Genomic DNA, 24,431 nt, shown 5'->3' with positions numbered 1-24,431 from the left:
GGTCCGATTGAAGATCCGGTTCCAGGTCCGGTCAGAGAGGACGGACCTGCTCTGCCTGCGGGCCCTTGTCGCCCTGGGAGACCTCGAACTCGACGCGCTGCCCCTCATCGAGGGAGCGGTAGCCGTCCATGTCGATCTTGCTGTGGTGGACGAAGACGTCAGCGCCGCCTCCGTCGATCTCGATGAAGCCGTAGCCCTTCTCGGAGTTGAACCACTTGACCGAGCCCTGTGCCATACCTGTCTACTTCCTGTGTCGTCCATCATCGGTCGCCGATGCGACCGTGGTGCCGCGAGAAGCCGTTCGCCGCCGGATGGCGGGTGGCATCAGGTGCGCCGTTCGGGGCCGAGGCCCCATGACGGACTGTCCTGCTGGAACTGCATCACCGCAACACCGCCATTGTGTCACGGCCGTGGCCCGGTTCACAGAGGGGGATCGAACCGCGGATCACGAAGGGGTAACGAACAGTGCTGCCCGAGGCAGTCACGAGCTTCCTAAGGACCATGGGCCCGGGGGCGGGGCGGGACTCAGAGCCGACGCGGGTCGTCCGGCCCTTCGACGTCCTGGTCCGCCAGGAAGCGCTCGAAGTGATCGCCGATCTCGTCGGCCGTGGGCAGGTCCATGGTGGTGGCCATCGGCGAGCCGTCCTGGTCCTCCCGCATGGTGTCGTACTGCTCCTCGAGGGCGGTGACGATCTGCCTCACCTCGGCGTTCTGAGCCAGCGTGGCCTGCAGAGCGCCGGTGGCGGCATCGGTCAGATCACCCAGGTCCACCAGGGGCAGCTCCAGGCCGGTGGCGTCGCTGATCCTGCGCAGCAGCGCGAGCGCGCCGGCGGGGAAGTCCGTGCGGGTCAGGTAGTGGGGGATCTGCGCCGCGTACCCCATCGCGGGGTGACCGCTGCGTCCGAGCTCGAACTCCAGCAGGGCACCGAAGGAGGCGGGGACCACGATCTCCGCGCCCTCGGACGGCTGGTCGGGCCCGCCTCCGGCAGGGTGGGAGCTGGACCCGGCCGGGGCCTCCCCCTGCCCGACCGACCGGTCCGGGGCTCCCACTTCGTCCTCACTGCTCTCGCCCGCGAGCAGCGATGGATCGTTGGCGTGGGCGAACAGCCCGATGGGGCGGGTGTGCGGCACCGCCATCGGCACGGCCTGCATCCCCACCACCCGTTCCACCTCGAAGTACTCCACCAGGTCGATCACGGCTTGGCCGAAGCGCTTCCACTGCAGATCCGGCTCCGGGCCGTCCAGGAACAGGAAGGGACGGTCCGCCTCGTCGTACATCAGCGTCAGCGAGAGGGAGGGGATGTCCACCGAGGTGTAGGAGAGCCCGTCGAACACCGCCTGGGGGCGAGAGCCGCGGTAGTCGAGCAGCTCGTCGATGTCGAAGGAGACCAGCTTCATGTGCCGCAGCTGATCGCGGAGGTACGTGGCAGCGATGCGGCAGGAGTTGCCGGCATCGACCAGTCCGGGCAGGGCGTGCACCAGCATCAGGCCCTCGCGGGGAACGGCCGCCAGCACATCCATGGACTCGAAGCTGTACAGGTCGCGCGGGTCTCGCATCGGCACCTCCTCAGCCCGTGAACGCCCCGGGTGCCACACACAGCCGGGCCCGTCCACCATAATGGATCACCGTGCTCCTCCGACCGGGTGTCCGAGCGGTACGGGCACGCAAGACGAGGCAACCCCAGGGGGACCGGGTACGTGGACGACGCTGAGGGGCAGATCGCCCGGGAGATCGCACGCGAGCAGGACTACGCGGACCAGCTCTACGACAGGCTGGACGAGCAGATCGGCCAGGTGCAGGACAACCTCGAGAAGGTGCAGGCCTCGCAGCACGCCTCCACCCACCAGAACCGCTCGGAGCGGGACGCGTTCGCAGCCCTGTACGAGGACCGTCTGGCCCTGCTGCGCTCCGTCAGCCAGAACGTCGTGTTCGGGCGGCTGGACACCGACGAGGCCGCCCGGCGCTACATCGGTCGCATCGGCCTGTTCACCCCCGAGCGCGAACAGCTGCTGGTGGACTGGCGCGCCCCCGCTGCCGCCGCCTTCTACCAGGCCACCAGCAACGAACGACTCGGGGTGCGGCTGCGGCGCCACCTGATCAGCCGAGGCCGCAGCGTGATCGGCCTCGAGGACGACGTGCTCGATCCGTCCGTGCTGGAGGAGAGCGACGACATCGTGCTGCAGGGCGAGGGGGCCCTGCTGGCGGCCGTGTCCGGCCAGCGCACCGGCCGCATGGGCGACATCGTCGCGACCATCCAGGGCGAGCAGGACCGCATCATCCGCTCCGGGAACCGGGGCGTGCTGGTGGTCCAGGGCGGTCCAGGCACGGGCAAGACCGCCGTCGCGCTCCACCGGGCCGCCTACCTGCTCTACACGCACCGCCGGCGGCTGGAGCACACGGGCGTGCTGATCATGGCCCCCACCCAGGGCTTCCTGCGGTACATCGAACGGGTCCTGCCCAGCCTCGGCGAGTCCGGCGTGGTGATGCTGACTCCCGGCGAGCTCTTCCCCGGTGTGCAGACCGCACTGCACGACAGCGACGAAGTGGCGCGCATCAAGGGCGACGCCGCGATGGCGGAGCTGCTCTCGCGCGCCGTCAAGCAGCGCCAGCTGGTGCCGGAGCGCGACGTCCCCCTGCGCATCGACGGCACCGGCATCACGCTCACGCGCGAGGACGTGCGCTCCGCCCGGCGTGAGGCGCGAGCCTCCCACAAGCCGCACAACGCCGCCCGCGCCGTGTTCGTCCGAGCCGCCGCAAGCCGCCTGGCCGACCGGTACGAGAACGCCCTGCGGGCCGCCGGGCGCACCGTGGTCCCGGAGGACCGCCCGGAGCTGCTCTCGGACCTGCTGCACCACCCCGATGTGCGCCGCGAGCTCAATCTGGCCTGGCTCCCGTACACCCCCCAGGGCTTCCTGCGCATCCTGCTGTCACGGCCGGAGCGCCTGCGGGCAGCGGCTCCCCGTTCCCTCGCTCCTCACGTCGACGTCCTGGTGCGGCCCAAGGACTCCCCCTGGACAGTGGAGGACATCCCTCTGCTGGACGAGGTGGCGGAGATCCTGGGCGACGACTCCGCGCCGGAGGAGGCGCGCGCCAAGGAGCAGGCACAGAAGAAGGAGGCCGACGTCTCCTATGCGCGCGCCGTGCTGGAGAACATCGACACCTCCGGGATCATCCGGGCCGAGGACCTCGCCGAGCACGTCGGTCGGATCCGCGACGGCCGCACCCTCGCCGAACGGGCTGCCGGCGAGCGTGCGTGGACGTACGGCCATGTCGTGGTGGACGAGGCGCAGGAGCATTCGGCCATGAGCTGGCGCGCCCTGATGCGGCGCTGCCCCACCAAGTCGTTCACCGTGGTGGGCGACGTCGCCCAGACCTCCTCGGCCGCTGGCCCCGGCTCCTGGGAGGCCGCCCTGGCGCCGTACGTGCAGGACCGACTGCAGGTGGAGCACCTCACCGTCAACTACCGCACTCCCCGGCGGATCATGGACAGGGCCGCAGAAGTGGCCCAGTCACACGACCTTCCGATCACGGAGGTCAGCTCCGTACGGGAGGGGGACCGCGATCCCCGGATCGAGCACACCGACGACGCCCACCTGGCGGAGGCCGCCGCGCACGAGGTGCGCGAGCTGCACGCCTCGAGCATCGGCCGGATCGCGGTGATCTCCTCAGAGCACCGGCTCACCGCGGTGCTCGAGCAGCTGCGCAGCATCGGGGGCCTGCCCCCGGTGGGATCCGGCTCCTCGGGCGTGGACGACGAGATCGCGGTGATGACGGCACAGGACGCCAAGGGCCTGGAGTTCGACGCCGTGGTGGTGGTCGAACCTGCCGAACTGGTGGAGGGGCATGGTGCCGGGGACCTGTACGTCGCGATGACCCGCCCCACCCAGCATCTGGGTGTGGTGCACGCCCGACCTCTGCCCGACGGGATGTCCGGGGACTGAGCACCGGTGTGCGCCGGGGTCAGCCCCGGAGCTCAACGGAACGAGCCCCGGCGGAGGCAGGACAGGCCTCGGCGGAGGCAGGGGCGCGGACAAGCGATCAGCGGCCGTGGCTTCCCCTCCACGACCGCTGATCTGGGTGCGCTGCGCGAGCGCACGAGCAGTATCTTACGCACACATGAGGGGTGCTTCGCACCAATTCACAACTCGGTGCGAACCGGGCCGTGGGAGCCGTCCTGAGCGGCCTCGTGGGGCCCGCCGGACTCCTCGCGCAGACGGGTGATCGCAGCCTCGAAATCGGACAGCGAGTCGAAGGACTGGTAGACGCTCGCGAAGCGCATGTAGGCCACCAGATCCAGCTCCTGCAGGGGCTGGAGGATCGCCAGGCCCACGTCATGCGCATCGATCTCGGCCTGGCCGCTGGAGCGGATGTCCTCCTCGACGCGCTGCGCGAGCATGGCCAGCTGATCATCGCTGACGGGCCGGCCCTGGCACGCCTTGCGCACCCCCGAGATCACCTTCGCGCGGCTGAACGGCTCGCTCACACCGGAGCGCTTGAGGACCGACAGGGACGCCGTCTCGGCGGTGGAGAAGCGCCGACCGCACTCGGGGCACTGCCGGCGGCGGCGGATGGTGGCCCCGTCATCGGACGTGCGGGAGTCCACGACCCGGGAGTCGGGGTGGCGGCAGAACGGGCAGTGCACCCGTCAAGACTACCGGGAGCAGCCCGCCGCCGGGCCCGGATCAGCGCTCCACGCCCTCCCCGACGGGCAGATCGAGCTGCTGACCGGCGGTGACCCGACCGGTGGGCAGATGGTTCATGGCGCGCACCTGCGCGATGTACTCCTGCTGGCCCACGCCTTCGGGAGCATGCTGCTCGGCGAGGTCCCACAGGGTGTCACCGGCCTCGACGGTGACTGTGATGTGCTGCTCCTGACCCGCGCCCGCCAGCGCTGCGGGAACGTCGAAGACCAGCAGCGCGAGGGCCGCGACGACAAGGCCGAGCACGAAGGCGATGGCGGTCACCAGTGCGCGGCCGCGCGAAGTGAGCTCGAGTCGAACACCCGAGCGATCAGCGGGGCGCTGCGCACGGCTGTCACGGCGGGGGAAGGGCAGGACCGTGGTGGTATCGGTGGGCATCTCCGAACTCCTGTTCGATCGAATCTGTGTGCGACTGTAGACCGGTATCGGCGCGACACGCAAGAGGAAACATCGAACATGTGTTTGGAATCCGCTTCCGCGCCGCCTACTGTGGCTGACAAGGACCACGGAACCGTGAGGGTCTGACAAACGAAGCCAGGAGGCCCGCCCGATGTCGCCCAGCACCAGTCGCCGCCCCGAGAGCGCCCCTGTGGGCGATCACGCGAGCCTCACCCGCCGCCAGCGCCGGATCCTGGAGACCATCACCGCCGCGATCTCGGCCCACGGCTACCCGCCCACGATGCGGGAGATCGGCGATGCGGTGGGGCTGACCTCCTCCTCCTCCGTGTCCCATCAGCTGCAGGCGCTCGAGCGCAAGGGCTACCTGCGCAGGGACCCCAAGCGTCCCCGTGCGATGGAAGTGGTGATGCCCGGCGAGGACGATGCCCCTGCCCCGGCCCAGGAGGAGAGCGCGCGATCGGTCGAGGCCGTCTCCGTGCCACTGGTCGGCCGGATCGCGGCGGGCGTGCCGATCACGGCGGAGGAGCAGGTGGAGGACGTCTTCCCCCTGCCGGCGCGCTTGGTGGGCGACGGTGATCTGTTCCTGCTGCAGGTGGTGGGCGATTCGATGATCGACGCCGCGATCTGCGACGGCGACTGGGTGGTGGTGCGCCAGCAGCCGGTCGCGAACAAGGGCGAGATCGTGGCTGCGATGCTCGACGGCGAGGCCACTGTGAAGACCTTCGCCCAGCACGACGGTCACGTGTGGCTGATGCCGCACAATCCTGCCTTCACCCCGATCCTCGGCGATCACGCCGAGATCCTCGGCAAGGTGGTGGCGGTGCTGCGCGCCGTCTGAACCGGGAGGCGCCGGCCTGAGCGCGCTGCTGCCGGGTCAGACCGTCTGGGCGAGGCGGCGCAGGGCGCCCAGCGCCACCTGCGGGTCGCTCGTGGGCCACAGCGGTGGCATGGCCTCGCGCAGGAATCCCCCGTAACGGGCAGTGGCCAGGCGGGGGTCCAGCACCGCGACCATGCCCCGGTCGTCCTTGGTGCGGATCAGGCGGCCGGAGCCCTGTGCCAGCAGCAGCGCGGCATGCTGCGCCGAGACCGACATGAATCCGTTGCCCCCGCGTGAGGCGATCCGCTCCTGCCGGGCGGAGGTGAGGGGCTCATCGGGGCGGGGGAAGGGGATCCGGTCGATGGTCACCAGCCGGCAGGCGTCCCCCACCACGTCCACCCCCTGCCACAGGGTGATCGTCCCGAACAGGCAGGAGTCCTGCTCCTCGCGGAAGATCCGCACCAGGTTCGAGATGGAGTCCTCCCCCTGCACGCCGATGGTGAGGTCCAGCCGGGCCCGTACGTGCTCTGCGGCGAGCTCCGCCCCGCGCCGGGAGGAGAACAGGCACAGCGCCCCGCCGGCGGAGGCCTCCACCAGTTCGGTCAGGTGGTCCAGCATGTCGAGCGAGGGGCCCTCCCTGCCGGGAGGCGGAAGGTGCCGGGCGATGTACAGGATCCCCTGCCGGCGGTAGTCGAAGGGACTGCCGACGTCCAGCCCGGCCCACGCCCCGCGGTCCTCCAGGGCCGGGATCTCCTCGGGCGCCGTGCGGGCGGCGCGTGCCAGCCCCACCTCGCCCGCGGGAGGTTCGAATCTCCCGCCCAGGGCGAGGGTGGCGGAGGTGAGGATCGCGGTGCGGTGCTCCAGGACGGCACCGCGCATCGCCCCGGCCACGCTCAGCGGGGCCACCTGGATGCTGGACCGGCCGGTGGCCTCGGAATGGGAGACCGAGACCACGTCGTCCTGATCCGGTGCCAGCAGCCGCGTGCACACGTCGATGATCTGCTGGAGGTTGGATCGCACCGCCTTGCGGGAGCCGGCGGTCCCGGCCACGTCCGCGTCGCCGGCGTCCTTGGCGTCGGAGTGGGCCTGCCGGGACTCGGTGCGCAGGTGCTCGACGGCGTCGGCCAGCTGCTCGGGCAGGTCCCCGATCACGCGGCCGTCACTGACCAGGCTGAGGGCCTCGCGCAGCTCCTCCCCCGCATCGTCCAGAGCGGTGGCGGCCACGCCCAGGCCGCGCAGGTCGCGCACGGTGCCCCGCACCAGGGACGGGGTCAGCACGTCGGTGACGGCGGTGGTGACGCTCCCGGTGAGGCTGTGGGCCTCGTCGAAGACCACCACGTCGTGGTCGGGGATGATGCCGTGGCCGTCGAAGGCGTCGATGGCCAGCAGGGCATGGTTGGTGACGACCAGGTCCACCTCCCGTGCCAGCTCCCGGCTGTGCTCGGCGAAGCACGAGTTCACCATGGGGCAGCTGCTGCCCAGGCAGTGCGACCCGCTCACCGAGACCTGGCGCCAGGCGCGGTCCGACACCGGGGTCTCCAGCGAGTCGCGGTCCCCGGTGTCGGTCTCCTCCGCCCAGGCGCGCAGCCTGCGCACCTGCTCCCCCAGTCGCTCCCCGCCGTCACGGGCGGGATCCGCGGAGGCCTCGGCGAACAGCGCACCGGGGTCGATGTCCACGGGGTAGCCGCCGTCCAGCTTGTGGCGGCACACATAGTTGGAACGGCCCTTGAGCAGGGCGTAGGTGGGGGTGCGCGGCAGGTGCGGGGCCAGCGCCTCCACCAGGCGCGGGAGGTCCTTGGCCACGATCTGGTTCTGGAGGGCGATGGTGGCGGTGGAGACCACCACCGGTCGGCCCGAGGTCACGGCGTGCAGCAGGGCGGGCACCAGGTACGCCAGGGACTTGCCGGTGCCGGTGCCGGCCTGGACCAGCAGGTGGCGGCCGCCCTCCATCGCGGTGCCGACGGCCTCGGCCATGGCCCGCTGCCCCTCGCGGGCGGTGCCGCCGATCGCGGTGATCGCCGCGTCCAGCAGTGTTCCCAGGCGCGCCGGGTCATCCCCGGTCGAGTCGCGGGGAGGCGAAGGGGTGGGGCTGTGGACGGCGGGCACCGGACCACGGTAGCGGCCTGCGCGTCGGGGGCGGCCCAGGCGCGCCCCGGGCCGCTCGGCCGGTCTGCGGGGGCCTGCGTCCCACGGGCGGCCAGATGGCTCACCGGCGGCGGGACACCCCTCAGGCGGTGGCGTGCAGCTCCGCGGCGAGGGCCTCGTCAACCCGTGCCTTGAGGTGGGTGCCCTCCATCAGGTGCTCCTCGGAGATCACCTCACCGGTGCTGTGCACCCGGGAGATGAGATCCCCGCGCGAGTACGGCACCACCACGTCGACCTCGACCGCCGGGCGGGGCAGTCGCTGCGCGATCAGCTCGCGCAGCTCCTCGATGCCCTCACCGGTGCGGGCGGAGACCACCGCGGAGTCGTCGACCAGGCTGCGGATCCGGGCGATGGTCTCCGGCTCGGCGATGTCGGCCTTGTTCAGCACCACGATCTCCGGGACGTCGAAGCCCTCGAGCTCCCCCAGCACCGCGCGCACGGCCCGGATCTGGCCCTCGGGATCGGGGTGGGAGGCGTCCACCACGTGCAGCAGCAGGTCCGCGTCGCCCACCTCCTCGAGGGTGGAGCGGAAGGCCTCGACCAGCTGGGTGGGAAGGTGGCGCACGAAGCCCACGGTGTCCGCGTAGGTGAACTCGCGGCCGTCCGGGGTCTGGGAGCGGCGCACCGTCGGGTCCAGGGTGGCGAACAGGGCGTTCTCCACCAGCACCCCGGCACCGGTGAGCCGGTTCAGCAGAGAGGACTTGCCGGCGTTGGTGTAGCCGGCGATCGCGACGGAGGGCACCTGGTTGCGGTGCCGGTCGGCACGCTGCGCCTGACGACCGGGGGTCATCGCCTTGATCTCCCGGCGCAGCTTGGCCATGCGGTCGCGTATGCGCCGACGGTCCAGCTCGATCTTGGTCTCACCGGGGCCGCGCGAGCCCATGCCGGCACCGCCGGCGGCCACCCGGCCACCGGCCTGTCGGGACATCGACTCGCCCCAGCCGCGCAGGCGGGGAAGCAGGTACTCGAGCTGGGCCAGCTCCACCTGGGCCTTGCCCTCGCGGGACTTGGCGTGCTGGGCGAAGATGTCGAGGATCAGAGCGGTGCGGTCGATGACCTTCACCTTGACGATGTCCTCGAGGGCTCGACGCTGACCGGGGCCCAGCTCTCCGTCGGCGATCACGGTGTCCGCCCCCACCTCGGCGACCACCTCGGCCAGCTCGGCGGCCTTGCCCTTGCCCAGGAAGGTGGCGGGATCGGGGTGGGCGCGGCGCTGCAGCACGCCGTCGAGCACCTCGGAGCCCGCGGTCTCGGCGAGCGCGGCGAGCTCGCGCAGGCTGTTCTCGGCGTCCTCGAGGTTGCCGGAGGTGTAGAGCCCGGCCAGGACCACACGCTCCAGGCGCAGCTGGCGGTACTCGACCTCGGTGACGTCCTCGAGCTCGGTGGACAGACCGCCGACGCGGCGCAGGGCCTGGCGGTCGGCGAGGTCGAACTGGTCGCCGTCGGTGGTGGAGTCGTAGGTGACGGCCGAGACGGAGGCGTCGCCGCGCGCGAGGATCCGCTCGGTCAGGGGGTCACGGCGGCGGGCGCCGGGGCTCTGCGCGGCATCGGCTTCCTCGGTCGAGCTCCCGGTGACGTCGTCGTCCGGCACGGGGTCTGGATGGAAGGCGATGGGCACGATCTGGGTTCTCCTCGAGGGGGGCGACTGGAGTGGCCGACGCCGGCACGTCCGGGAGGATCGTGCGACGCGGACATCCAGAATCCCACGACAGGTTGCGGAGGTCGAGGGATTAAGCGCAGGGCCGAGAGGGATCACGGGCATCCCCGGCCCTGCGGCGCGGTCACGGCCGGGAGGCTCCGTATCCTGGCGGGGTGAGCGAGCACTACTTCTCCCCCGCCAGCGAGGCAGATCAGGCACCCTTCCCGCTGCGGGTGCACCTGGCGGGCGCGGAGCGGGACCTGGTCTCCAGCAGTGCGGTCTTCTCCGCCCGAGGCCTGGACAAGGCCACCGCCGTGCTGCTGGATCGGCTGGACGTGCTGGCCCCCGTGCCTCCCGGCGCGAGGATCCTGGACCTGGGATGCGGGTGGGGACCGATCGCGCTCAGCGCCGCGCTTCTGCATCCCGACGCGGAGGTGTGGGCGGTGGACGTCACCGCGCGTGCGCGTGCTCTCACCCGCGCCAATGCGGAGCGGCTGGGCCTGGACCGAGTGCGGGTGGCCGCTCCGGAGGAGGTGCCGGACGATGTGCGGTTCGACGCGATCTGGTCCAACCCGCCGATCAGGATCGGCAAGCAGGAGCTGCATGCGCTGCTGCTGCACTGGACGGCGCGCCTGGCCCCGACGGGGACCGCTGCTCTGGTGGTGGGGAAGAACCTGGGGGCGGACCCCCTGGCCCGCTGGCTGGGCGAGCAGCTGCCCGCACGCGAGGTGCGCAAGGCAGCCAGCGCGAAGGGCTTCCGCATCCTCGAGGTGGGGCCGGAGGAAGGCTGAGCGAGGAGAGTTCCCCGCCGGCCCGGGCCGCCTGGGCTCAGCCGCGGAACACGCCGTCGGCCACCAGTCGGGCAGGCCCGGTGAGGGTGACCTCCTCGCCGCGGCGGGCCACCTGGAGAGTGCCGCCGGGCACCTCGACCGTCCAGGGACGGCCGGAGCCGTCGGCGGCCCGATGCGCAGCGGCGACGGCCACCGCGGCCACCCCGGTGCCGCAGGAGTCGGTCTCCCCCACCCCGCGCTCGAACACCCGCATCGCCACGTGGTGGTCCCCGCGCTGCTGCACGAACTCCATGTTGGTCCCGCCCTCGGGGTCGGGCGCGATGCCGGGGCGGCGGGTGAGGTCCAGCTGGTCCAGGTGCACGCCCTCGGGCAGGAACGCGACCGCGTGGGGGTTGCCCATGTCCACGTCGTAGGCGATCAGCTCGTGCCCGTCGATGCTGAGCCGGCGGTCGTTCTCCTCCAGCGCGGGTGCTCCCATGCCCACCCGCACGGTCCAGTCGGCGCCGTCGTGCCGGGGGCGTGACAGGATCTCGACGGTGCGCAGACCGGCCCGGGTCCAGATCTGGAAGGCGTCCGTGTCCACGTGGCCGGCGGCGCGCAGGTGGGCGGCGAACACGCGCACGCCGTTGCCGCACATCTCGGCGAGGGAGCCGTCCGCGTTGCGATAGTCCATGAACCACTCGGGGGCATCGGCCGGTGCTTCGATCCCCGCAGCGCGGGTGCGCACCACGCGGATCACGCCGTCACCGCCGATGCCGCCGCGCCGGTCGGCCAGTGCCACCACCGTCGCGGCATCGAGATCGAGGATGCCGTCGGGGTCGTCCAGCAGCACGAAGTCGTTGCGGGTTCCGTGACCCTTGGTGAAGGCGAGGCCGGTGTCCATGGTGCGAGCCTAGTTCGCCCGGGCCAGTGCGATCTGATCGAGCGCGGCCTCCCGCAGCTGCGAGGCGGGCTGCGAGGCGTCGATCCAGCGCACCCTGGGGTCGCGTCGGAACCAGGTGTCCTGCTTCCGCACCAGACGGCGGGTGCCCACGACGGTCGACTCGATCGCAGCGTCGCAGTCCATGGTGCCGTCGAGCACGGCGAGGGCCTGCTCGTAGCCGATGGCTCGGCGGGCGGTGCGGCCCTGGTCCAGACCCTGTTCGCGCAGTCCGCGCACCTCGGCCAGCAGCCCCTGCTCGACCATGCGGTGCACCCGCAGGCTGATCCGCTCGTGCAGCCCGGCGCGCTCCAGGCGCAGCCCGATCTGCACGGTGGAGGGGTCATGGTGCACGGGGCGCGGCAGGAACGCCGTGTAGGGGCGGCCCGTGAGCTCCCCCACCTCGAGTGCGCGCACGATGCGCCGCAGATCCCCCTCACCGATGATCCCGGCCGAGTCAGGGTCGATGCGGGCCAGCTCGGCGTGGAGCGCTCGTGTGCCGATGCGGTGGCCGCGCTGCTCGATGCGCCCGCGCACGGCCGGATCGGTGGGCGGGAACTCGATGTCGTCCAGCGCGGCGCGCACGTACAGGCCGGAACCGCCCACGAGGATCGGGACCCGGCCACGCTCACGGATGCCCGCGATCGCCGCCCGCGCCTCCCGCTGGTAGGCGGCCACGCTGGCCTCCTCGGTGACGGCCAGCACGTCCAGCTGGTGGTGCGGGATCCCCAGTCGCTCACGGGGCGGGACCTTCGCGGTGCCGATGTCCATGCCCCGGTACAGCTGGAGGGCGTCGGCGTTGACGATCTCGCCGCCCAGGTGCTGGGCCAGGGCGATCGCGAGATCGGACTTCCCGGTGGCGGTCGCGCCGACGACGGCGACGAGCGGGGCGGGGTCCATGGGCTGCACCCTATCGGGGCGTGCGGCCGGCGGGGTCAGCGGGATCACTGACCTTTCCCTCGGTTCGACCGGGGCGAAGGAGTATGGTGGGCGGCGGCCTGGTCGCTCTGGGCCTTCCTACACGATCGCACTGACCGAGGTTGATGTGACTGCATCGAACGAGTCCCCCGCCACGACGGACTCCCGCACGGCTCTGACGCCGATGTCCCTGGAGCGCGTCGAGGAGAGCCTGGGCCGGCTCGGATACGCCTTCGTCGAGGACGAGGAGCACCCCGACGTGCTGCGCGCCCGCTTCGACGACTACCGCTTCCAGTTCATGCTGACTGGCGACGAGCACAGCGTGATGCAGACCCGCGGCCGCTGGAACCACACCGTGGACGTCTCCCGCAAGGTGGAGATGGTCAAGCTGTGCAACGAGTGGAACATGAACCGCATCTGGCCGAAGGTCTATGTGCGGCGCGAATCCGAGGGCCTGCTGGGCGTGTACGGCGAACTGGCCTCCGACTTCCGTTCCGGGGCGCTGGACGACCAGATCGACAGGTCGATCAACTGCGGGCTCAGCACAGTGATCGCGTTCTTCCACAGCCTGGAGGAGCGCCTGGGCGCGGAGCTCGACGAGCTCGATGACTGACGCCGCTCGGTGACCGACGCCGCTCGGTGACCGACACCGCTCGGTGACCGACGCCGCTCGGTGCGGCTGCCGGCCGCACTGAGTCCACGCGCGGACTCATCCGGCCGGCGCTGCGGACCGGCCCGGCCGGAGGCCGGGCCCTGCCTACGCCTGCGGGCTCGCCTCAGCGAGGGCGCAGGCTCGGCATCCCCAGCCCCACGGGCCCGGGCGGAACGGAGGCCCCCTGGCCGCTCCCGCAGGAGCCGCCAGGCTCGATGCCTTGCACGCCTGCCTCCCAGGCATCGCCGGAACGGGTGCGCCGCACCGAGAACTGCGCGGGGTCGAGCTGGTCCCAGGTGCGTCCGGGCACCTCTGCGCTGTCGGCGATCAGGTAGTGCGGGGCAGCACGCGTGACCGTCACGGTGACCAGGTCGCCCGGTCGTGGGCGCTCGGCGGCGGGGAGGTCCTCGGGCAGGGCCAGGTGAACCAGGCGATGGTCCCGCGCCCTCCCGGAGATGCGGTGCGTCTGGCGGTCCCGGTTCCCCTCGCCCTCGGCCACCAGCACCTCCACCACCTGTTGCTCCAGGCGCTGGTTCTCCTCCAGGGTGATGCGGTCCTGCAGAGCGGTCAGGCGCTCGTAGCGCTCCTGCACCACGGCCTTGGGGATCTGGCCCTCCATGGTGGCGGCCGGTGTGCCGGGGCGGATCGAGTACTGGAAGGTGAATGCGCTGGAGAAGCGAGACTGCTCGACCACGTCGAGGGTGGCCTGGAAGTCCTGCTCGGTCTCACCGGGGAAGCCGACGATGATGTCGGTGGTGATGGCCGCCTCGGGGATCCGTTCGCGCACGCGGTCCAGGATGCCCAGGAACCTGCTGGAGCGGTAGGAGCGGCGCATCCGGCGCAGCACGTCGTCGGAGCCGGACTGCAACGGCATGTGCAGCTGCGGCATCACGGTGGGGGTCTCGGCCATCGCCTCGATCACGTCATCGGTGAACATGGCCGGGTGTGGGCTGGTGAAGCGCACCCGCTCCAGTCCCTCGATCTCCCCGCAGGCCCGCAGCAGCTTGGCGAAGGCGCCGCGGTCGCCGAACTCGACACCGTAGGAGTTGACGTTCTGCCCCAGCAGAGTCACCTCGATGGCGCCGGCGTCCACCACCTCCCGCACCTCGGCGAGTACGTCGCCGGGGCGGCGATCCTTCTCCTTGCCGCGCAGGGAGGGGACGATGCAGAAGGTGCAGGTGTTGTTGCAGCCCACGCTGATGGACACCCAGGCCGCGTAGGCGGACTCCCGGCGCGTGGGCAGGGTGGAGGGGAAGACCTCCAGGGACTCCAGGATCTCCACCTGGGCCTCTGCGTTGTGGCGGGCGCGGTCCAGCAGCACCGGCAGGGAGCCGATGTTGTGGGTGCCGAAGACGACGTCCACCCACGGGGCGCGCTCGACGATGGTGGAGCGGTCCTTCTGCGCGAGGCAGCCGCCGATGGCGATCTGCATCCCGGGGTTGGCGTCCTTGGCGGCGCGCAGGGCCCCGAGGTTGCCGTAGAGCTTGTTGCTGGCGTTCTCCCGCACCGCGCAGGTGTTGAACACCACCACGTCCACCTCGCCCTTCTTGGCGTCGGCTGTCTGCGGTGCGGCGACGTAGCCGGAGTCCTCGAGCAGGCCGGTGAGGCGCTCGGAGTCGTGCACGTTCATCTGGCAGCCGAAGGTGCGCACCTGGTAGGTGCCGCGCGGCGCGGGGGCGGTGGTGGTGCTCATGGTGACTCCAGGGTACGGCGCGGGCGGGCGCACTTCCCGCCCGGGCGGCGTGAGGTTGGTCAGTCCTGGGCGGCGGCGCGCAGCTCGGCGGCGATCACCTGGACCGCGAGGTCCCCGGGGTAGCCCTTGCGGGTGAGCAGGGCATCGAGCCGGCGCGCCAGGCGGCGATGGTGGGATCCATCCGTATCCTCGCGCAGGCGCACGAGCTCGGGGCGCAGGCGGGAGCGGACCAGTTCACGGCAGCGCTGCTCCTCACCCTCGGTCTCCCCAGCGGCCAGGGCGTGCTCGATATGGTCCTCGCTCACGCGTCGATCCCGCAGCTCGCGTCGCAGGGCTTCGTCAGACAGGGATCTCAGCTCGCGCCGCTGGCTCACCCATTCACAGGCAAAGGCGGCATCGTCGATCAGACCTGCACGATCGATGCGGGCCATCGCCTCGTGGGCGACGGCCGCCGGGACCTCACGCTGCTCCAGCCGTGCGTGCATCTCCCCCGCCGAGCGGCGCCGGGTGGCCAGCAGACGCATCAGGTAGCGGCACTCGTGGACCACAGCCTTCTCATGCTCGGCGGCCTGGGGATCCGGGGCAGCGTGGGGGCGCTCCAGGATCTCCCTGGTGCGCTCCTGCAGCCGCTCCCGGACCTCGGTGCTGTGTGCGGTGGGCACGGATCAGATGGTGGCCGGGACGTCCTCGTCGAGGAACTCGTCCTGCGCGAGGGCGTCATCCGGCTCGGCACCGGCATCACCGGACTTCTCGGCGTAGGGGCCCACGCCGAGGGCGCGCAGGATCTTGTCCTCGATCTCGGCGGCCAGATCGGGGTTGTCCTTGAGGAACTGCCGGGAGTTCTCCTTGCCCTGGCCCAGCTGGTCGCCCTCGTAGGTGAACCAGGCACCGGACTTGCGCACGATGCCGTGCTCCACGCCGAGATCGATCAGGCTGCCCTCGCGGGAGATGCCCTGCCCGTAGAGGATGTCGAACTCGGCCTGCTTGAACGGCGGGGCCATCTTGTTCTTCACGACCTTGACGCGGGTGCGGTTGCCCACGGAGTCCGTCCCGGCCTTGAGGGTCTCGATGCGGCGGATGTCCATCCGCACCGAGGCGTAGAACTTGAGGGCCTTGCCGCCGGTGGTGGTCTCCGGGCTGCCGAAGAACACGCCGATCTTCTCGCGCAGCTGGTTGATGAAGATGGCGGTGGTGTTGGTGGAGGACAGCGCACCTGCCAGCTTGCGCAGCGCCTGGGACATCAGGCGGGCCTGGAGACCTACGTGGGAGTCACCCATCTCACCCTCGATCTCCGCCTTGGGGACCAGGGCGGCCACCGAGTCGATGACGATGACGTCCAGCGCGCCGGAGCGCACCAGCATGTCGGTGATCTCCAGGGCCTGCTCACCGGTGTCCGGCTGGGAGACCAGCAGTGCGTCGGTGTCCACCCCGAGCTTCTTGGCGTACTCGGGATCCATCGCGTGCTCAGCGTCGATGAAGGCGGCGATGCCGCCGTTGCGCTGGGCGTTGGCCACGGCGTGGAGAGCGACGGTGGTCTTGCCGGAGGACTCCGGGCCGTAGATCTCCACGATGCGCCCGCGGGGCAGACCGCCGATGCCGAGCGCGGCATCGAGGGCGACCGAGCCGGTGGGGATCACCTCGACCGGGGGGCGGGTGTCGTCACCGAGGCGCATGATCGAGCCCTTGCCGAACTGGCGGTCGATCTGCGCGAGCGCGGCGTCGAGGGAGGACGAGCGGTCCTTCGGGGCGTTCTTCGCTGCGGGCATATGAGGATTTCCTTCCAGAGGGCCGGGGTGCCGGCGTGCTGACCGTGCGGCCACACTAGGCGGGGGCTCCGACGAACGATGCGGCCCCGCCCGAGCTGTGGAAGGACGAGCTTTGGGGAGGAACATCGTGATCGGGGTGTCCGTCGCGGATCACTGTACCCGAACACGCGTTCGAAATCAGCGTGTCGCGTGGTCGGTTCCCCGCCGTGTCGCACTGAGGATCCTCGGCGTGTCGCGCCGACATCCGGCACCGTGCCCGAGGGCGCGGTCAGCGCCGCAGATGCGGGGGGATCTCCCAGCGGTCCGATTCCGGCACGTCCATCGCATCGCACAGGGCCGTCCAGACGGCACGCACCGGCAGGCCCTCATCGAGGGCCTGTTCGGCGGTGCGCCCGCCCATCGGTTCGAGGACCAGATCGCGGGTGTAGGTGCGGGCCAGGGCAGGCCCGAAGACGTGGTCGGCCAGTTCGCCGAACTCGCTGCGCCGCACGTCAGCGGGCGCCGACCAAGGGGCCGGCGGCATCGGTGAGCTCATCGGGGACGGTGTCCGGGACGCAGACGCCCTCGGCGACCGCGATGCGGTCGGAGACCTCCCGCAGGACGAAGGACAGCGGGAGCCCGAGAGCGTCGGTGACGGAGACCAGCAGCTCACTGGAGGCCTCCTTCTGGCCCCGCTCGATCTCGCTGAGGTAGCCGAGGGAGACGCGGGCATCGGAGGACACCTGGCGCAGGGTGCGGCCCTGGGAGCGGCGTGCATCCCGCAGGACGTCACCGAGCTCGTGGCGGAACAGTGCCATGGCGCTGCCTCCCTTTCCTCTGGTGGTGCTGTGCGTGGTGCGCTGCATGGGCGCGGAACGTGGGGTTCATCGTGCCGGGTACAACGTCCCCACCCGCGCAAGTGTTCCCCGATTGTAGTGGGCGTGGTCTCGGGGCGACTGGGAATTGTGGACGTGCTCGCAGCGTTCGCCTCCCGACGCGTCCCTGCGGCACGTGTGAGCGAGCTGGTCACCGCCTGGTCAGGCAGTGCAGCAGCAGCGTCAGCGCGGCGTCCACCGTGGCGGTGCGCACAGCGGCCCGGTCGCCGGGCAGATGGAGCTCCTCCACCACGGGATCAGCGTCATCACGGTCGACCGCCAGGAACACGGTCCCTGCGGGCACTGCCCGCTCGTCCGGTCCAGGTCCGGCCACGCCGGTGGTGGCGATGGCGACGTCGGCCGCGTACAGGGCACGGGCCCCGGCGGCCATCCGACGTGCCACCTCGGAACTGACCGCGCCCTCGCGCTCCAGCAGGCCGGCGTCCACGCCGAGCACCCGGGTCTTGGCCCGGTAGGAGTAGCAGGCCGCTCCCCCGGCGACCGCGGCGCTGGAGCCGGGGACGTCCACCAGCCGTGCGACAAGTGCACCGGCGGTGAGCGACTCGGCCGTCGCGATCGACAGCCCACGCTCGACGGCCGCGGCGATCACCCGAGCCGGGTCCGTCGGCGGAGCGTTGCGATCCATGGCGGAAGTCCGCTCAGGGGCGGGCATCGGGGGCGGCCAGGGCCTCACGGCGCAGCCGCAGGCCGTCCTTGAGGTTCACCAGACCCGACCACACGGTGAGCACCACGGCCAGCAGCACCAGGGCCAGGCCGATCCAGCGAGCGGGCTCCCACCACAGCTCGAAGGGCATCAGGCAGAAGGTGATCGCGATGGTCTGCACCACGGTCTTGGCCTTGCCGGCCCAGTTGGCCGGCAGTGCCCCGTACTTCAGGATCGTGAACCGCATGATCGTGATGCCGAACTCGCGCACCAGGATCAGCACGGTCATCCACCACGGCACGTACTCCCACACCGAGAGCATGATCAGGGCGGCACCGGTCATGGCCTTGTCGGCGATGGGGTCCATGATCTTGCCGAAGTCGGTGATCAGGCCCCGGGAGCGAGCCAGGTGGCCGTCAGCGAGGTCGGTCAGCATCGCGAGCAGGAACACGACGGTGACCAGGATCCGGCCGCCCGCGGAGTCGGGGTAGATCACGGCCAGCACCACGAGCACAGGCACCATCACCATGCGCACCATGGTGAGGATGTTGGCGATGTTCCACAGCGGGACGGGCCGTGCAGGGGGTGCGGAGGGCGCGGTCATCGGGGCTCCTGTGATCGGTGCGGGCGCGGCGGAGGGAACGACCGGGGCGGGGCCGGCGGGGCGGGCGGGGTCAGCGGCCGGTGAGGCTCCATGCGTCCTCCCCGTCCTCCGTGTCGTCCCGGTCGTAGTAGTCGGTGGCGGGTTCGGTGCCGTCGTCGGCCAGCGGATCACTGCCGTAGCGACCATCGCCCGCGCCGTCGTCCCCGCTGCCGTCCGGGCCACCGTGCGAGCTGACGGTCCCGCGCTCGCCGGCGGCCTCCCCCTCGACGTCCACCGCGCCCTCGTCGTAGGCCTCGGCGGCCGCATCGCTGGGGCCGGCGCCGGCGGGCTCGTCCTCCCCGCGGATGCGGGCGATGGCACCGGCCAGGTCGTCGGGGTGCACCAGCACGTCGCGGGCCTTGGAGCCCTCGGAGGGGCCCACGATCTCCCTCGACTCCAGCAGGTCCATCAGACGGCCGGCCTTCGCGAAGCCCACCCGCAGCTTGCGCTGCAGCATGGAGGTGGAGCCGAACTGGGTGGTGACCACCAGTTCAGCCGCCTGCAGCAGGACGTCGAGATCGTCCCCGATGTCGTCGTCGATCTGCTTCTTGGCGGCGGCGACGGTGACGTCCTCGCGGTAGGAGGGCTTCATCTGAGTCTTCACGTGGTCGACGACCTTGTGGATCTCCGACTCGTTGACCCAGGCGCCCTGCACGCGCATCGGCTTGGCCTTGCCCATCGGGTGGAACAGGGCGTCGCCCTGCCCGATCAGCTTCTCCGCGCCGACGGCGTCCAGGATCACCCGGGAGTCCTGGAGCGAGGAGGTGGCGAAGGCGAGGCGGCTGGGGACGTTGGCCTTGATGATGCCGGTGACCACGTCGACGCTGGGACGCTGGGTGGCCAGCACCAGGTGGATGCCGGCCGCGCGGGCCAGCTGGGTGATGCGCTGGATGGAGGCCTCCACGTCACGGGGGGCGACCATCATCAGGTCCGCCAGCTCGTCGACCACGACCAGCAGGTACGGGTAGGGGGCGATCCTGCGCTCGCTGCCCGGGGGCGCGGTCACCTCGCCGGCGCGCACGGCCTTGTTGAAGTCGTCGATGTGCTTGAAGCCGAACGCTGCGAGGTCGTCGTAGCGGGCGTCCATCTCCTTGACGACCCATTCGAGGGCCTCGGCGGCCTTCTTCGGGTTGGTGATGATCGGGGTGATCAGGTGCGGGATGCCCTCGTAGATGGTGAGCTCGACGCGCTTGGGATCGACCAGCACCATGCGCACCTCCTCGGGGGTGGCGCGCATCAGGATCGAGGTGATCATGGAGTTGACGAAGCTGGACTTGCCGGCGCCGGTGGCGCCTGCGACCAGCATGTGGGGCATCTTGGCGAGATTGGCGACCACGTAGCCGCCCTCGACGTCCTTGCCCACGCCCATCACCATGGGGTGCTCGTTGCGGCGGGCCACGGCGGAGCGCAGCACATCGCCCAGGGCGACCGTCTCGCGGTCGGTGTTGGGGATCTCGATGCCGATGGCCTTCTTGCCGGGGATCGGCGAGAGGATGCGGACGTCGGCGCTGGCGACGGCGTAGGAGATGTTCTTGTCCAGTGCCGTGACCTTCTCGACCTTGGTGCCGGGGGCCAGCTCCACCTCGTAGCGGGTCACCGTGGGGCCGCGGGAGAAGCCCACCACCTCGGCGTTGACGTTGAACTGCTCGAACACCTCGCCCAGGGCCTCGACCACGCGGTCGTTGGCCTCGGAGCGGGTCTTGTGGGGCGGGCCCTCCAGCAGGAAGGAGGAGTCCGGCAGGGTGTAGACCACGTCCCCGGCCAGCTCCAGCTGCTCCCCGGCGCGCGGCAGGTCCCCCATGGGCGGGGGCGCCAGCTCGGCCTTGGTGCTGGGGCCTGCGGCCTCGCCGTCGGCACCGCTCTTCTTGGCCGTCTTCTCCGGTCGCGTGGCGCCTGCTGGCTTCTCGCCCGCCCCGTTCGCGGCAGCGGCCGCGCCGGTGCGCTCGGCCCTGGTGGCAGCGGCACCCGCGGGGAAGGTCTTGGCGCGCTGGTTCTCGTCCTCGACGACGTCGAACACCTCGGTGGCGTCGCGGCGCTCCCCCTTCGGTGCGCGCGTGGAGCCACGGCGACGGGGCGCTGCCTGCCCGTCGCCGACGGGCGTGTCGAAGGCCTCGTCGCCGGCGTAGCCGAAGTCATCGTGGTCGCGACCGGCGGCCTCCGCCTGCTGGGCCTGCTCCTTCTCGCGGCGGCTGCGGCGGCGCGGGCGACCGGCAGGCTGGGCTTCGGTCTCCTGCTCGTGCAGGGCCGGGTCCGGGCGGCGGGGGCGCAGGCCGAAGGCCAGGCGCTCGGCGTCCTCCTCCTCGCTGCGGCCCACCATCGCGTCGTACACGTGACGCACCCGCGAGGGGATCGACTCCACGGGCGTGGCGGTGAGCACCAGCACGCCGAAGGCGATCAGCAGGGAGTGGATCACGATCACCGCGACCGGGGGCAGCAGGGCCTCCAGCGGTGCGGCGGCGAGGTAGCCCAGCACGCCGCCTCCGCGGGCCAGGGCGGCGATGCCATCGGCCGGGGCGGGCAGGCGGGCGGAGACCGACGCGATCGCGGAGATCGCGGTGAGCAGGATCGCGATCCCGATCGCGATGCGGGAGTTGGCGCGCACCTGGTCCGGTCGACGGAACATGCGCAGCGACCAGCCGACCAGCAGCAGCGGGATCACCACGGAGGAGATCCCGAAGGTCCCGGCCACCACGGTGTGGACGGCGCCCAGCACCGGGCCGGATGCCTGCCACCACTCCACCACGGCCACCAGCACGGCCAGCAGCATCAGGAACAGGGCGTAGCCGTCGCGGCGCTGCTCCGGGGCCACCTCCCACCGCTGCACCCCGATGGAGCGGACGAAGCCGCCCACCATGCGGGACAGGGAGAGGTAGCCGGAGCGGGCTGCGCGCACCGGCAGCGGAAGCGCCGACGGGTCACTGCTCGCGGCACCCTTGGTGCGCGAGGTCCCGGACGCGGAGGTCCGGGAGGAGCCTTTCGACGCACGTGCGGGGGAAGACGTACGTGTCGCCATGGATGTCAATCTACCGCGTGGGCCCTCCCCGGCCCGGGAAGCGGGCCGGGGACTTTCGCGGCAGCGGGGCGAGGATCACGCCCGCGGGCGTGTCAGAGCCCGGGTCCCGGGGCACGGTGCGACACGGGTGGGGCGAGCTCCCGGCGCAGGCAGGAGCGGGTCTCAGGCCTCGATCACGATGGGGATGATCATGGGGCGGCGACGCAGGCGCTGGGACACGTAGCGGCCGATCACGCGGCGCATCACCTGCTGCAGCTGGTGGGTGTCGCGGCGGTTGGACTGATCGGCCACGGCCTGCTCGAGCGCCTTGATGATCTCGGGCCGGATCCTCTCGAACACCTCGTCGTCCTCGGCCACGCCCCGGGCGTGGATCTCGGGTCCCGCGATGAGGGCGCCGGTCTCGGAGTTGACCACGGCGAACAGGGAGATGAAGCCCTCGTCGCCCAGGATCCGGCGGTCCTTCAGATCCGCCTCGGAGATCGCGCCCACGCTGGAACCGTCGACGTACACGTAGCCGTTGGGGACCTCCCCCACCACCTTCGCCACGCCGTCCTTGAGGTCTACGACGTGGCCGTCCTTGGCGAGCACCACGTTCTTCTCAGGGATGCCGGTGGCCTCGGCGACGCGGCCGTTGGCGATCAGGTGGCGCACCTCGCCGTGGATGGGCATCACGTTCTTGGGCCGCACGATGTTGTAGCAGTACAGCAGCTCGCCGGCGCTGGCGTGGCCGGAGGTGTGCACCTTCGCGTTGCCCTTGTGGACCACCTCGGCTCCCAGCGCCATCAGACCGTTGACCACGCGGAACACGGCGTGCTCGTTGCCGGGGATCAGGGAGGAGGCCAGGATGACCACGTCACCGGGGCCCACGCTGACGCGATGGTCCCGGTTGGCGATGCGTCCCAGCGCGGCCATCGGCTCGCCCTGGCTGCCGGTGCACATCAGCACCACCTGCTCATCGGGCAGGTCGTCGATCCGCTTGACGTCCACCAGGATGTCGTCGGGCACGTGCAGGTAGCCCATCTCGGCGGCGATGCCCATGTTGCGCACCATGGACCGGCCCACGAAGGCCACCTTGCGGCCGTGCGTCGCGGCGGCGTCCAGCACCTGCTGGACGCGGTGCACGTGACTGGAGAAGGAGGCCACCACGATCTTCTGCCGCGCGCGGGCGAAGATCGAGTTCAGCGTGGGGCCGATCTCCTGCTCGCCCACCGTGAAGCCGGGCACCTCGGCGTTGGTGGAGTCCACCATGAACAGGTCCACGCCCTGCTCGCCCAGGCGCGCGAAAGCCCGCAGGTCAGTGATGCGGCCGTCCAGCGGCAGCTGGTCCATCTTGAAGTCACCGGTGTGCAGCACGGTGCCGGCCGGGGTGCTCACGTGCACCGCGAGGGCGTCGGGGATGGAGTGGTTCACCGCCACGAACTCGCAGTCGAAGGGGCCGAAGGACTCCTTCTGCCCCTCCTTCACGGCGAGGGTGTAGGGAGTGATGCGGTGCTCCCGCAGCTTGGCCTCGACGAAAGCCAGGGTGAGCTGGCTGCCCACCAGGGGGATGTCGGGCTTGAGGCGCAGCAGGTAGGGGACGGCGCCGATGTGGTCCTCGTGGCCGTGGGTGAGCACGATCGCGGCGACGTCGTCGAGCCGGTCGCGGATCTGGTCGAAGTCCGGCAGGATCAGGTCCACGCCGGGCTGGGCGTCCTCGGGGAAGAGCACGCCGCAGTCGATGATCAGCAGGCGTCCGTCGAACTCGAGCACCGCCATGTTGCGGCCCACGTCCCCCAGCCCGCCCAGCGGGATGATGCGCAAGGTGTCCCTGCGCAGCTTCGGAGGCTGGTTCAGACGGTCGGTGAATGCGGTGGTCATGCGGAGGGCCTCCGGGAGGGGTCGAGCGGCGGGATGCCGGTGGCGGCCTCGAGGGCGGCGGCCAGGGCACGGGTCTGGTCGTCATCGGCCGCCAGCAGGGGGCCGCGCATGGTGGCGTGGGGAAGCACGCCCTGCAGGGCGAGGGCGGTCTTCGCGGCGACCGCGCCGGGCATGTGGGTCATGATCGCCTCCACCAAGGGGGCGAGCAGCTGGTGGGCCTCGCGGGCGGCGGCCAGGTCGGAGCGGTCCACCGCGTCCACCAGGCGCTTCTCGAGGTCGCCGGCCACCTGGGAGACCACCGAGACCATGCCGGAGGCGCCGATGGCCAGCCAGGGCAGGTTCAGTGCGTCCTCGCCGGAGTAGTAGGCCAGGCCCGAGCGCTCCATCACCACGGTGGCCTGCTGCAGATCCGCCTTGGCGTCCTTGACCGCGAGGATCCGCTCGTGCTCACCCAGGCGCAGCAGCGTCTCGAGGGTGAGCGGCACCCCGGCGCGGCCGGGGATGTCGTACAGCATCACCGGCAGATCGGTGGCATCGGCGATGGCACGGGTGTGCTGGATGATGCCGGCCTGGCTGGGCTTGGAGTAGTAGGGGGTGACCACCAGCAGGCCGTCGATCTCGAGCTCGGCGTGGGCACGGGCCAGGTGGACCGAGTGGGCGGTGTCGTACGTGCCCACCCCGGCCAGGATCGTCACCTCGGGGCCCACGGCCTCGCGGACGGCGCGGGCCAGGTCGATCTTCTCGCCGTCGCTGAGGGTGGGCGCCTCACCGGTGGTGCCGGAGACGACGATCATGTCGTTGCCGTGCTCCACGACGTGGGCGGCGAGGCGCTGGGCGGCGTCCAGGTCGACGCCGGAGGCGTCCTCGGTGAGCGGGGTGACCATCGCGGTCCCCACCGCCCCGAAGGGTCGCGCGCGGCGGGTGTGCTGGGTCATGGTCTCCTCCCGGAGTGTGTGCGGT

At 71.3% G+C, this 24,431-nt stretch carries 22 protein-coding genes; 4 read left to right on the top strand and 18 right to left on the bottom strand.

Going from position 1 to position 24,431, the window contains the following annotated elements; all coding sequences use genetic code 11:
* Positions 1 to 31: 31 nt before the first annotated feature.
* Positions 32 to 235, bottom strand: coding sequence for a cold-shock protein (locus M3B01_RS06320; protein WP_193866106.1), 204 nt, complete (start codon positions 233 to 235; stop codon positions 32 to 34).
* Positions 236 to 525: 290 nt separating this feature from the next.
* The gene (locus M3B01_RS06315; RefSeq protein ID WP_259790317.1) at positions 526 to 1,557 is read right to left on the bottom strand and encodes a proteasome assembly chaperone family protein; all 1,032 of its coding nucleotides are present in this window, start codon (positions 1,555 to 1,557) and stop codon (positions 526 to 528) included.
* Between the two features lie 141 nt (positions 1,558 to 1,698).
* On the opposite strand from M3B01_RS06315, the gene M3B01_RS06310 reads away from it, so the two are divergent.
* Positions 1,699 to 3,942, top strand: a complete 2,244-nt coding sequence (locus tag M3B01_RS06310) for an AAA family ATPase (RefSeq protein ID WP_259790315.1) — start codon at positions 1,699 to 1,701, stop codon at positions 3,940 to 3,942.
* A 197-nt stretch (positions 3,943 to 4,139) separates the two neighbouring features.
* Here M3B01_RS06310 and nrdR read toward each other — a convergent pair whose 3' ends face one another.
* Both nrdR and M3B01_RS06300 read right to left on the bottom strand, forming a co-directional pair.
* On the bottom strand, positions 4,140 to 4,643 hold the full coding sequence (gene nrdR, locus M3B01_RS06305) for a transcriptional regulator NrdR (RefSeq protein WP_193866103.1): 504 nt from the start codon (positions 4,641 to 4,643) through the stop codon (positions 4,140 to 4,142).
* Between the two features lie 40 nt (positions 4,644 to 4,683).
* Entirely contained in the window at positions 4,684 to 5,079 is a 396-nt protein-coding gene (locus tag M3B01_RS06300) for a LysM peptidoglycan-binding domain-containing protein (RefSeq protein ID WP_193866102.1), read from the bottom strand.
* 172 nt (positions 5,080 to 5,251) lie between these two features.
* Between M3B01_RS06300 and lexA the strand changes: the two genes are divergently transcribed.
* Complete coding sequence (lexA, locus tag M3B01_RS06295; protein ID WP_193866101.1) at positions 5,252 to 5,938, top strand: transcriptional repressor LexA; 687 nt, start codon at positions 5,252 to 5,254, stop codon at positions 5,936 to 5,938.
* 36 nt (positions 5,939 to 5,974) lie between these two features.
* On the opposite strand, the gene M3B01_RS06290 is transcribed toward lexA, so the two are convergent.
* The gene (locus M3B01_RS06290; protein WP_259790312.1) at positions 5,975 to 8,023 is read right to left on the bottom strand and encodes an ATP-dependent DNA helicase; all 2,049 of its coding nucleotides are present in this window, start codon (positions 8,021 to 8,023) and stop codon (positions 5,975 to 5,977) included.
* Positions 8,024 to 8,144: 121 nt separating this feature from the next.
* A complete protein-coding gene (hflX, locus tag M3B01_RS06285; RefSeq protein ID WP_259790311.1) occupies positions 8,145 to 9,680 on the bottom strand; it encodes a GTPase HflX in 1,536 nt (511 codons plus the stop codon).
* A gap of 194 nt (positions 9,681 to 9,874) precedes the next feature.
* On the opposite strand from hflX, the gene M3B01_RS06280 reads away from it, so the two are divergent.
* Positions 9,875 to 10,492 (top strand): class I SAM-dependent methyltransferase, encoded by a 618-nt coding sequence (locus tag M3B01_RS06280; RefSeq protein WP_193866098.1) that lies wholly within the window; start codon positions 9,875 to 9,877, stop codon positions 10,490 to 10,492.
* A gap of 37 nt (positions 10,493 to 10,529) precedes the next feature.
* Here the strand turns inward: M3B01_RS06280 and dapF are convergent, their stop codons facing one another.
* Together dapF and miaA are read right to left on the bottom strand one after the other, a co-directional pair.
* Complete coding sequence (gene dapF, locus M3B01_RS06275) at positions 10,530 to 11,375, bottom strand: diaminopimelate epimerase (RefSeq protein ID WP_259790310.1); 846 nt, start codon at positions 11,373 to 11,375, stop codon at positions 10,530 to 10,532.
* A 9-nt stretch (positions 11,376 to 11,384) separates the two neighbouring features.
* Complete coding sequence (miaA, locus tag M3B01_RS06270) at positions 11,385 to 12,311, bottom strand: tRNA (adenosine(37)-N6)-dimethylallyltransferase MiaA (protein ID WP_259790309.1); 927 nt, start codon at positions 12,309 to 12,311, stop codon at positions 11,385 to 11,387.
* Between the two features lie 145 nt (positions 12,312 to 12,456).
* Here miaA and M3B01_RS06265 point away from each other — a divergent pair, with 145 nt between their 5' ends.
* Positions 12,457 to 12,942, top strand: a complete 486-nt coding sequence (locus M3B01_RS06265) for a YbjN domain-containing protein (protein ID WP_259790307.1) — start codon at positions 12,457 to 12,459, stop codon at positions 12,940 to 12,942.
* Between the two features lie 163 nt (positions 12,943 to 13,105).
* Here the strand turns inward: M3B01_RS06265 and miaB are convergent, their stop codons facing one another.
* From miaB to dapA, 10 genes are all read right to left on the bottom strand, one after another.
* Entirely contained in the window at positions 13,106 to 14,674 is a 1,569-nt protein-coding gene (gene miaB, locus M3B01_RS06260; RefSeq protein ID WP_259790305.1) for a tRNA (N6-isopentenyl adenosine(37)-C2)-methylthiotransferase MiaB, read from the bottom strand.
* 59 nt (positions 14,675 to 14,733) lie between these two features.
* Positions 14,734 to 15,336, bottom strand: coding sequence for a regulatory protein RecX (locus M3B01_RS06255; RefSeq protein WP_193866094.1), 603 nt, complete (start codon positions 15,334 to 15,336; stop codon positions 14,734 to 14,736).
* 3 nt (positions 15,337 to 15,339) lie between these two features.
* Complete coding sequence (gene recA / locus M3B01_RS06250; protein WP_193866093.1) at positions 15,340 to 16,440, bottom strand: recombinase RecA; 1,101 nt, start codon at positions 16,438 to 16,440, stop codon at positions 15,340 to 15,342.
* A 268-nt stretch (positions 16,441 to 16,708) separates the two neighbouring features.
* The gene (locus tag M3B01_RS06245; RefSeq protein ID WP_193866159.1) at positions 16,709 to 16,930 is read right to left on the bottom strand and encodes a DUF3046 domain-containing protein; all 222 of its coding nucleotides are present in this window, start codon (positions 16,928 to 16,930) and stop codon (positions 16,709 to 16,711) included.
* Between the two features lies 1 nt (position 16,931).
* Positions 16,932 to 17,237, bottom strand: coding sequence for a helix-turn-helix domain-containing protein (locus M3B01_RS06240; protein ID WP_193866158.1), 306 nt, complete (start codon positions 17,235 to 17,237; stop codon positions 16,932 to 16,934).
* A 208-nt stretch (positions 17,238 to 17,445) separates the two neighbouring features.
* Positions 17,446 to 17,940 (bottom strand): CinA family protein, encoded by a 495-nt coding sequence (locus M3B01_RS06235; protein WP_259790303.1) that lies wholly within the window; start codon positions 17,938 to 17,940, stop codon positions 17,446 to 17,448.
* Between the two features lie 13 nt (positions 17,941 to 17,953).
* On the bottom strand, positions 17,954 to 18,562 hold the full coding sequence (gene pgsA, locus M3B01_RS06230; RefSeq protein ID WP_259790301.1) for a CDP-diacylglycerol--glycerol-3-phosphate 3-phosphatidyltransferase: 609 nt from the start codon (positions 18,560 to 18,562) through the stop codon (positions 17,954 to 17,956).
* A gap of 70 nt (positions 18,563 to 18,632) precedes the next feature.
* Positions 18,633 to 21,614 carry a DNA translocase FtsK gene (locus tag M3B01_RS06225; RefSeq protein ID WP_259790300.1) on the bottom strand — a complete coding sequence of 994 codons (2,982 nt, stop codon included), beginning with the start codon at positions 21,612 to 21,614 and terminating at the stop codon, positions 18,633 to 18,635.
* A gap of 162 nt (positions 21,615 to 21,776) precedes the next feature.
* Positions 21,777 to 23,471, bottom strand: a complete 1,695-nt coding sequence (locus M3B01_RS06220; protein WP_259790298.1) for a ribonuclease J — start codon at positions 23,469 to 23,471, stop codon at positions 21,777 to 21,779.
* Positions 23,468 to 24,406: a 4-hydroxy-tetrahydrodipicolinate synthase gene (gene dapA, locus M3B01_RS06215; RefSeq protein ID WP_193866089.1), complete on the bottom strand. Its 939-nt coding sequence runs from the start codon at positions 24,404 to 24,406 to the stop codon at positions 23,468 to 23,470. The genes M3B01_RS06220 and dapA overlap by 4 nt, the downstream gene beginning before the upstream one ends.
* Positions 24,407 to 24,431 lie beyond the last annotated feature (25 nt).

It is taken from the genome of Brachybacterium sp. p3-SID957 (assembly GCF_025144775.1).
Classification (GTDB): domain Bacteria; phylum Actinomycetota; class Actinomycetes; order Actinomycetales; family Dermabacteraceae; genus Brachybacterium; species Brachybacterium epidermidis.
Note: the sequence above shows the minus strand (reverse complement) of the source record. Positions and strands in the feature narration are given on the sequence as shown.

Bases quoted from the DNA above. Each gene is read 5' to 3' on its own strand.
- M3B01_RS06315 (WP_259790317.1), bottom strand. From the start codon at position 1,557: ATGCGAGACCCGCGCGACCTGTACAGCTTCGAGTCCATGGATGTGCTG.
- M3B01_RS06225 (WP_259790300.1), bottom strand. From the start codon at position 21,614: ATGGCGACACGTACGTCTTCCCCCGCACGTGCGTCGAAAGGCTCCTCC.
- recA (WP_193866093.1), bottom strand. From the start codon at position 16,440: ATGCCCGCAGCGAAGAACGCCCCGAAGGACCGCTCGTCCTCCCTCGAC.
- M3B01_RS06320 (WP_193866106.1), bottom strand. From the start codon at position 235: ATGGCACAGGGCTCGGTCAAGTGGTTCAACTCCGAGAAGGGCTACGGC.
- M3B01_RS06220 (WP_259790298.1), bottom strand. From the start codon at position 23,471: ATGACCACCGCATTCACCGACCGTCTGAACCAGCCTCCGAAGCTGCGC.
- M3B01_RS06235 (WP_259790303.1), bottom strand. From the start codon at position 17,940: ATGGATCGCAACGCTCCGCCGACGGACCCGGCTCGGGTGATCGCCGCG.
- M3B01_RS06300 (WP_193866102.1), bottom strand. From the start codon at position 5,079: ATGCCCACCGATACCACCACGGTCCTGCCCTTCCCCCGCCGTGACAGC.
- pgsA (WP_259790301.1), bottom strand. From the start codon at position 18,562: ATGACCGCGCCCTCCGCACCCCCTGCACGGCCCGTCCCGCTGTGGAAC.
- lexA (WP_193866101.1), top strand. From the start codon at position 5,252: ATGTCGCCCAGCACCAGTCGCCGCCCCGAGAGCGCCCCTGTGGGCGAT.
- miaB (WP_259790305.1), bottom strand. From the start codon at position 14,674: ATGAGCACCACCACCGCCCCCGCGCCGCGCGGCACCTACCAGGTGCGC.
- dapA (WP_193866089.1), bottom strand. From the start codon at position 24,406: ATGACCCAGCACACCCGCCGCGCGCGACCCTTCGGGGCGGTGGGGACC.
- M3B01_RS06240 (WP_193866158.1), bottom strand. From the start codon at position 17,237: ATGGCACTGTTCCGCCACGAGCTCGGTGACGTCCTGCGGGATGCACGC.
- miaA (WP_259790309.1), bottom strand. From the start codon at position 12,311: ATGGACCCCGCCCCGCTCGTCGCCGTCGTCGGCGCGACCGCCACCGGG.
- dapF (WP_259790310.1), bottom strand. From the start codon at position 11,375: ATGGACACCGGCCTCGCCTTCACCAAGGGTCACGGAACCCGCAACGAC.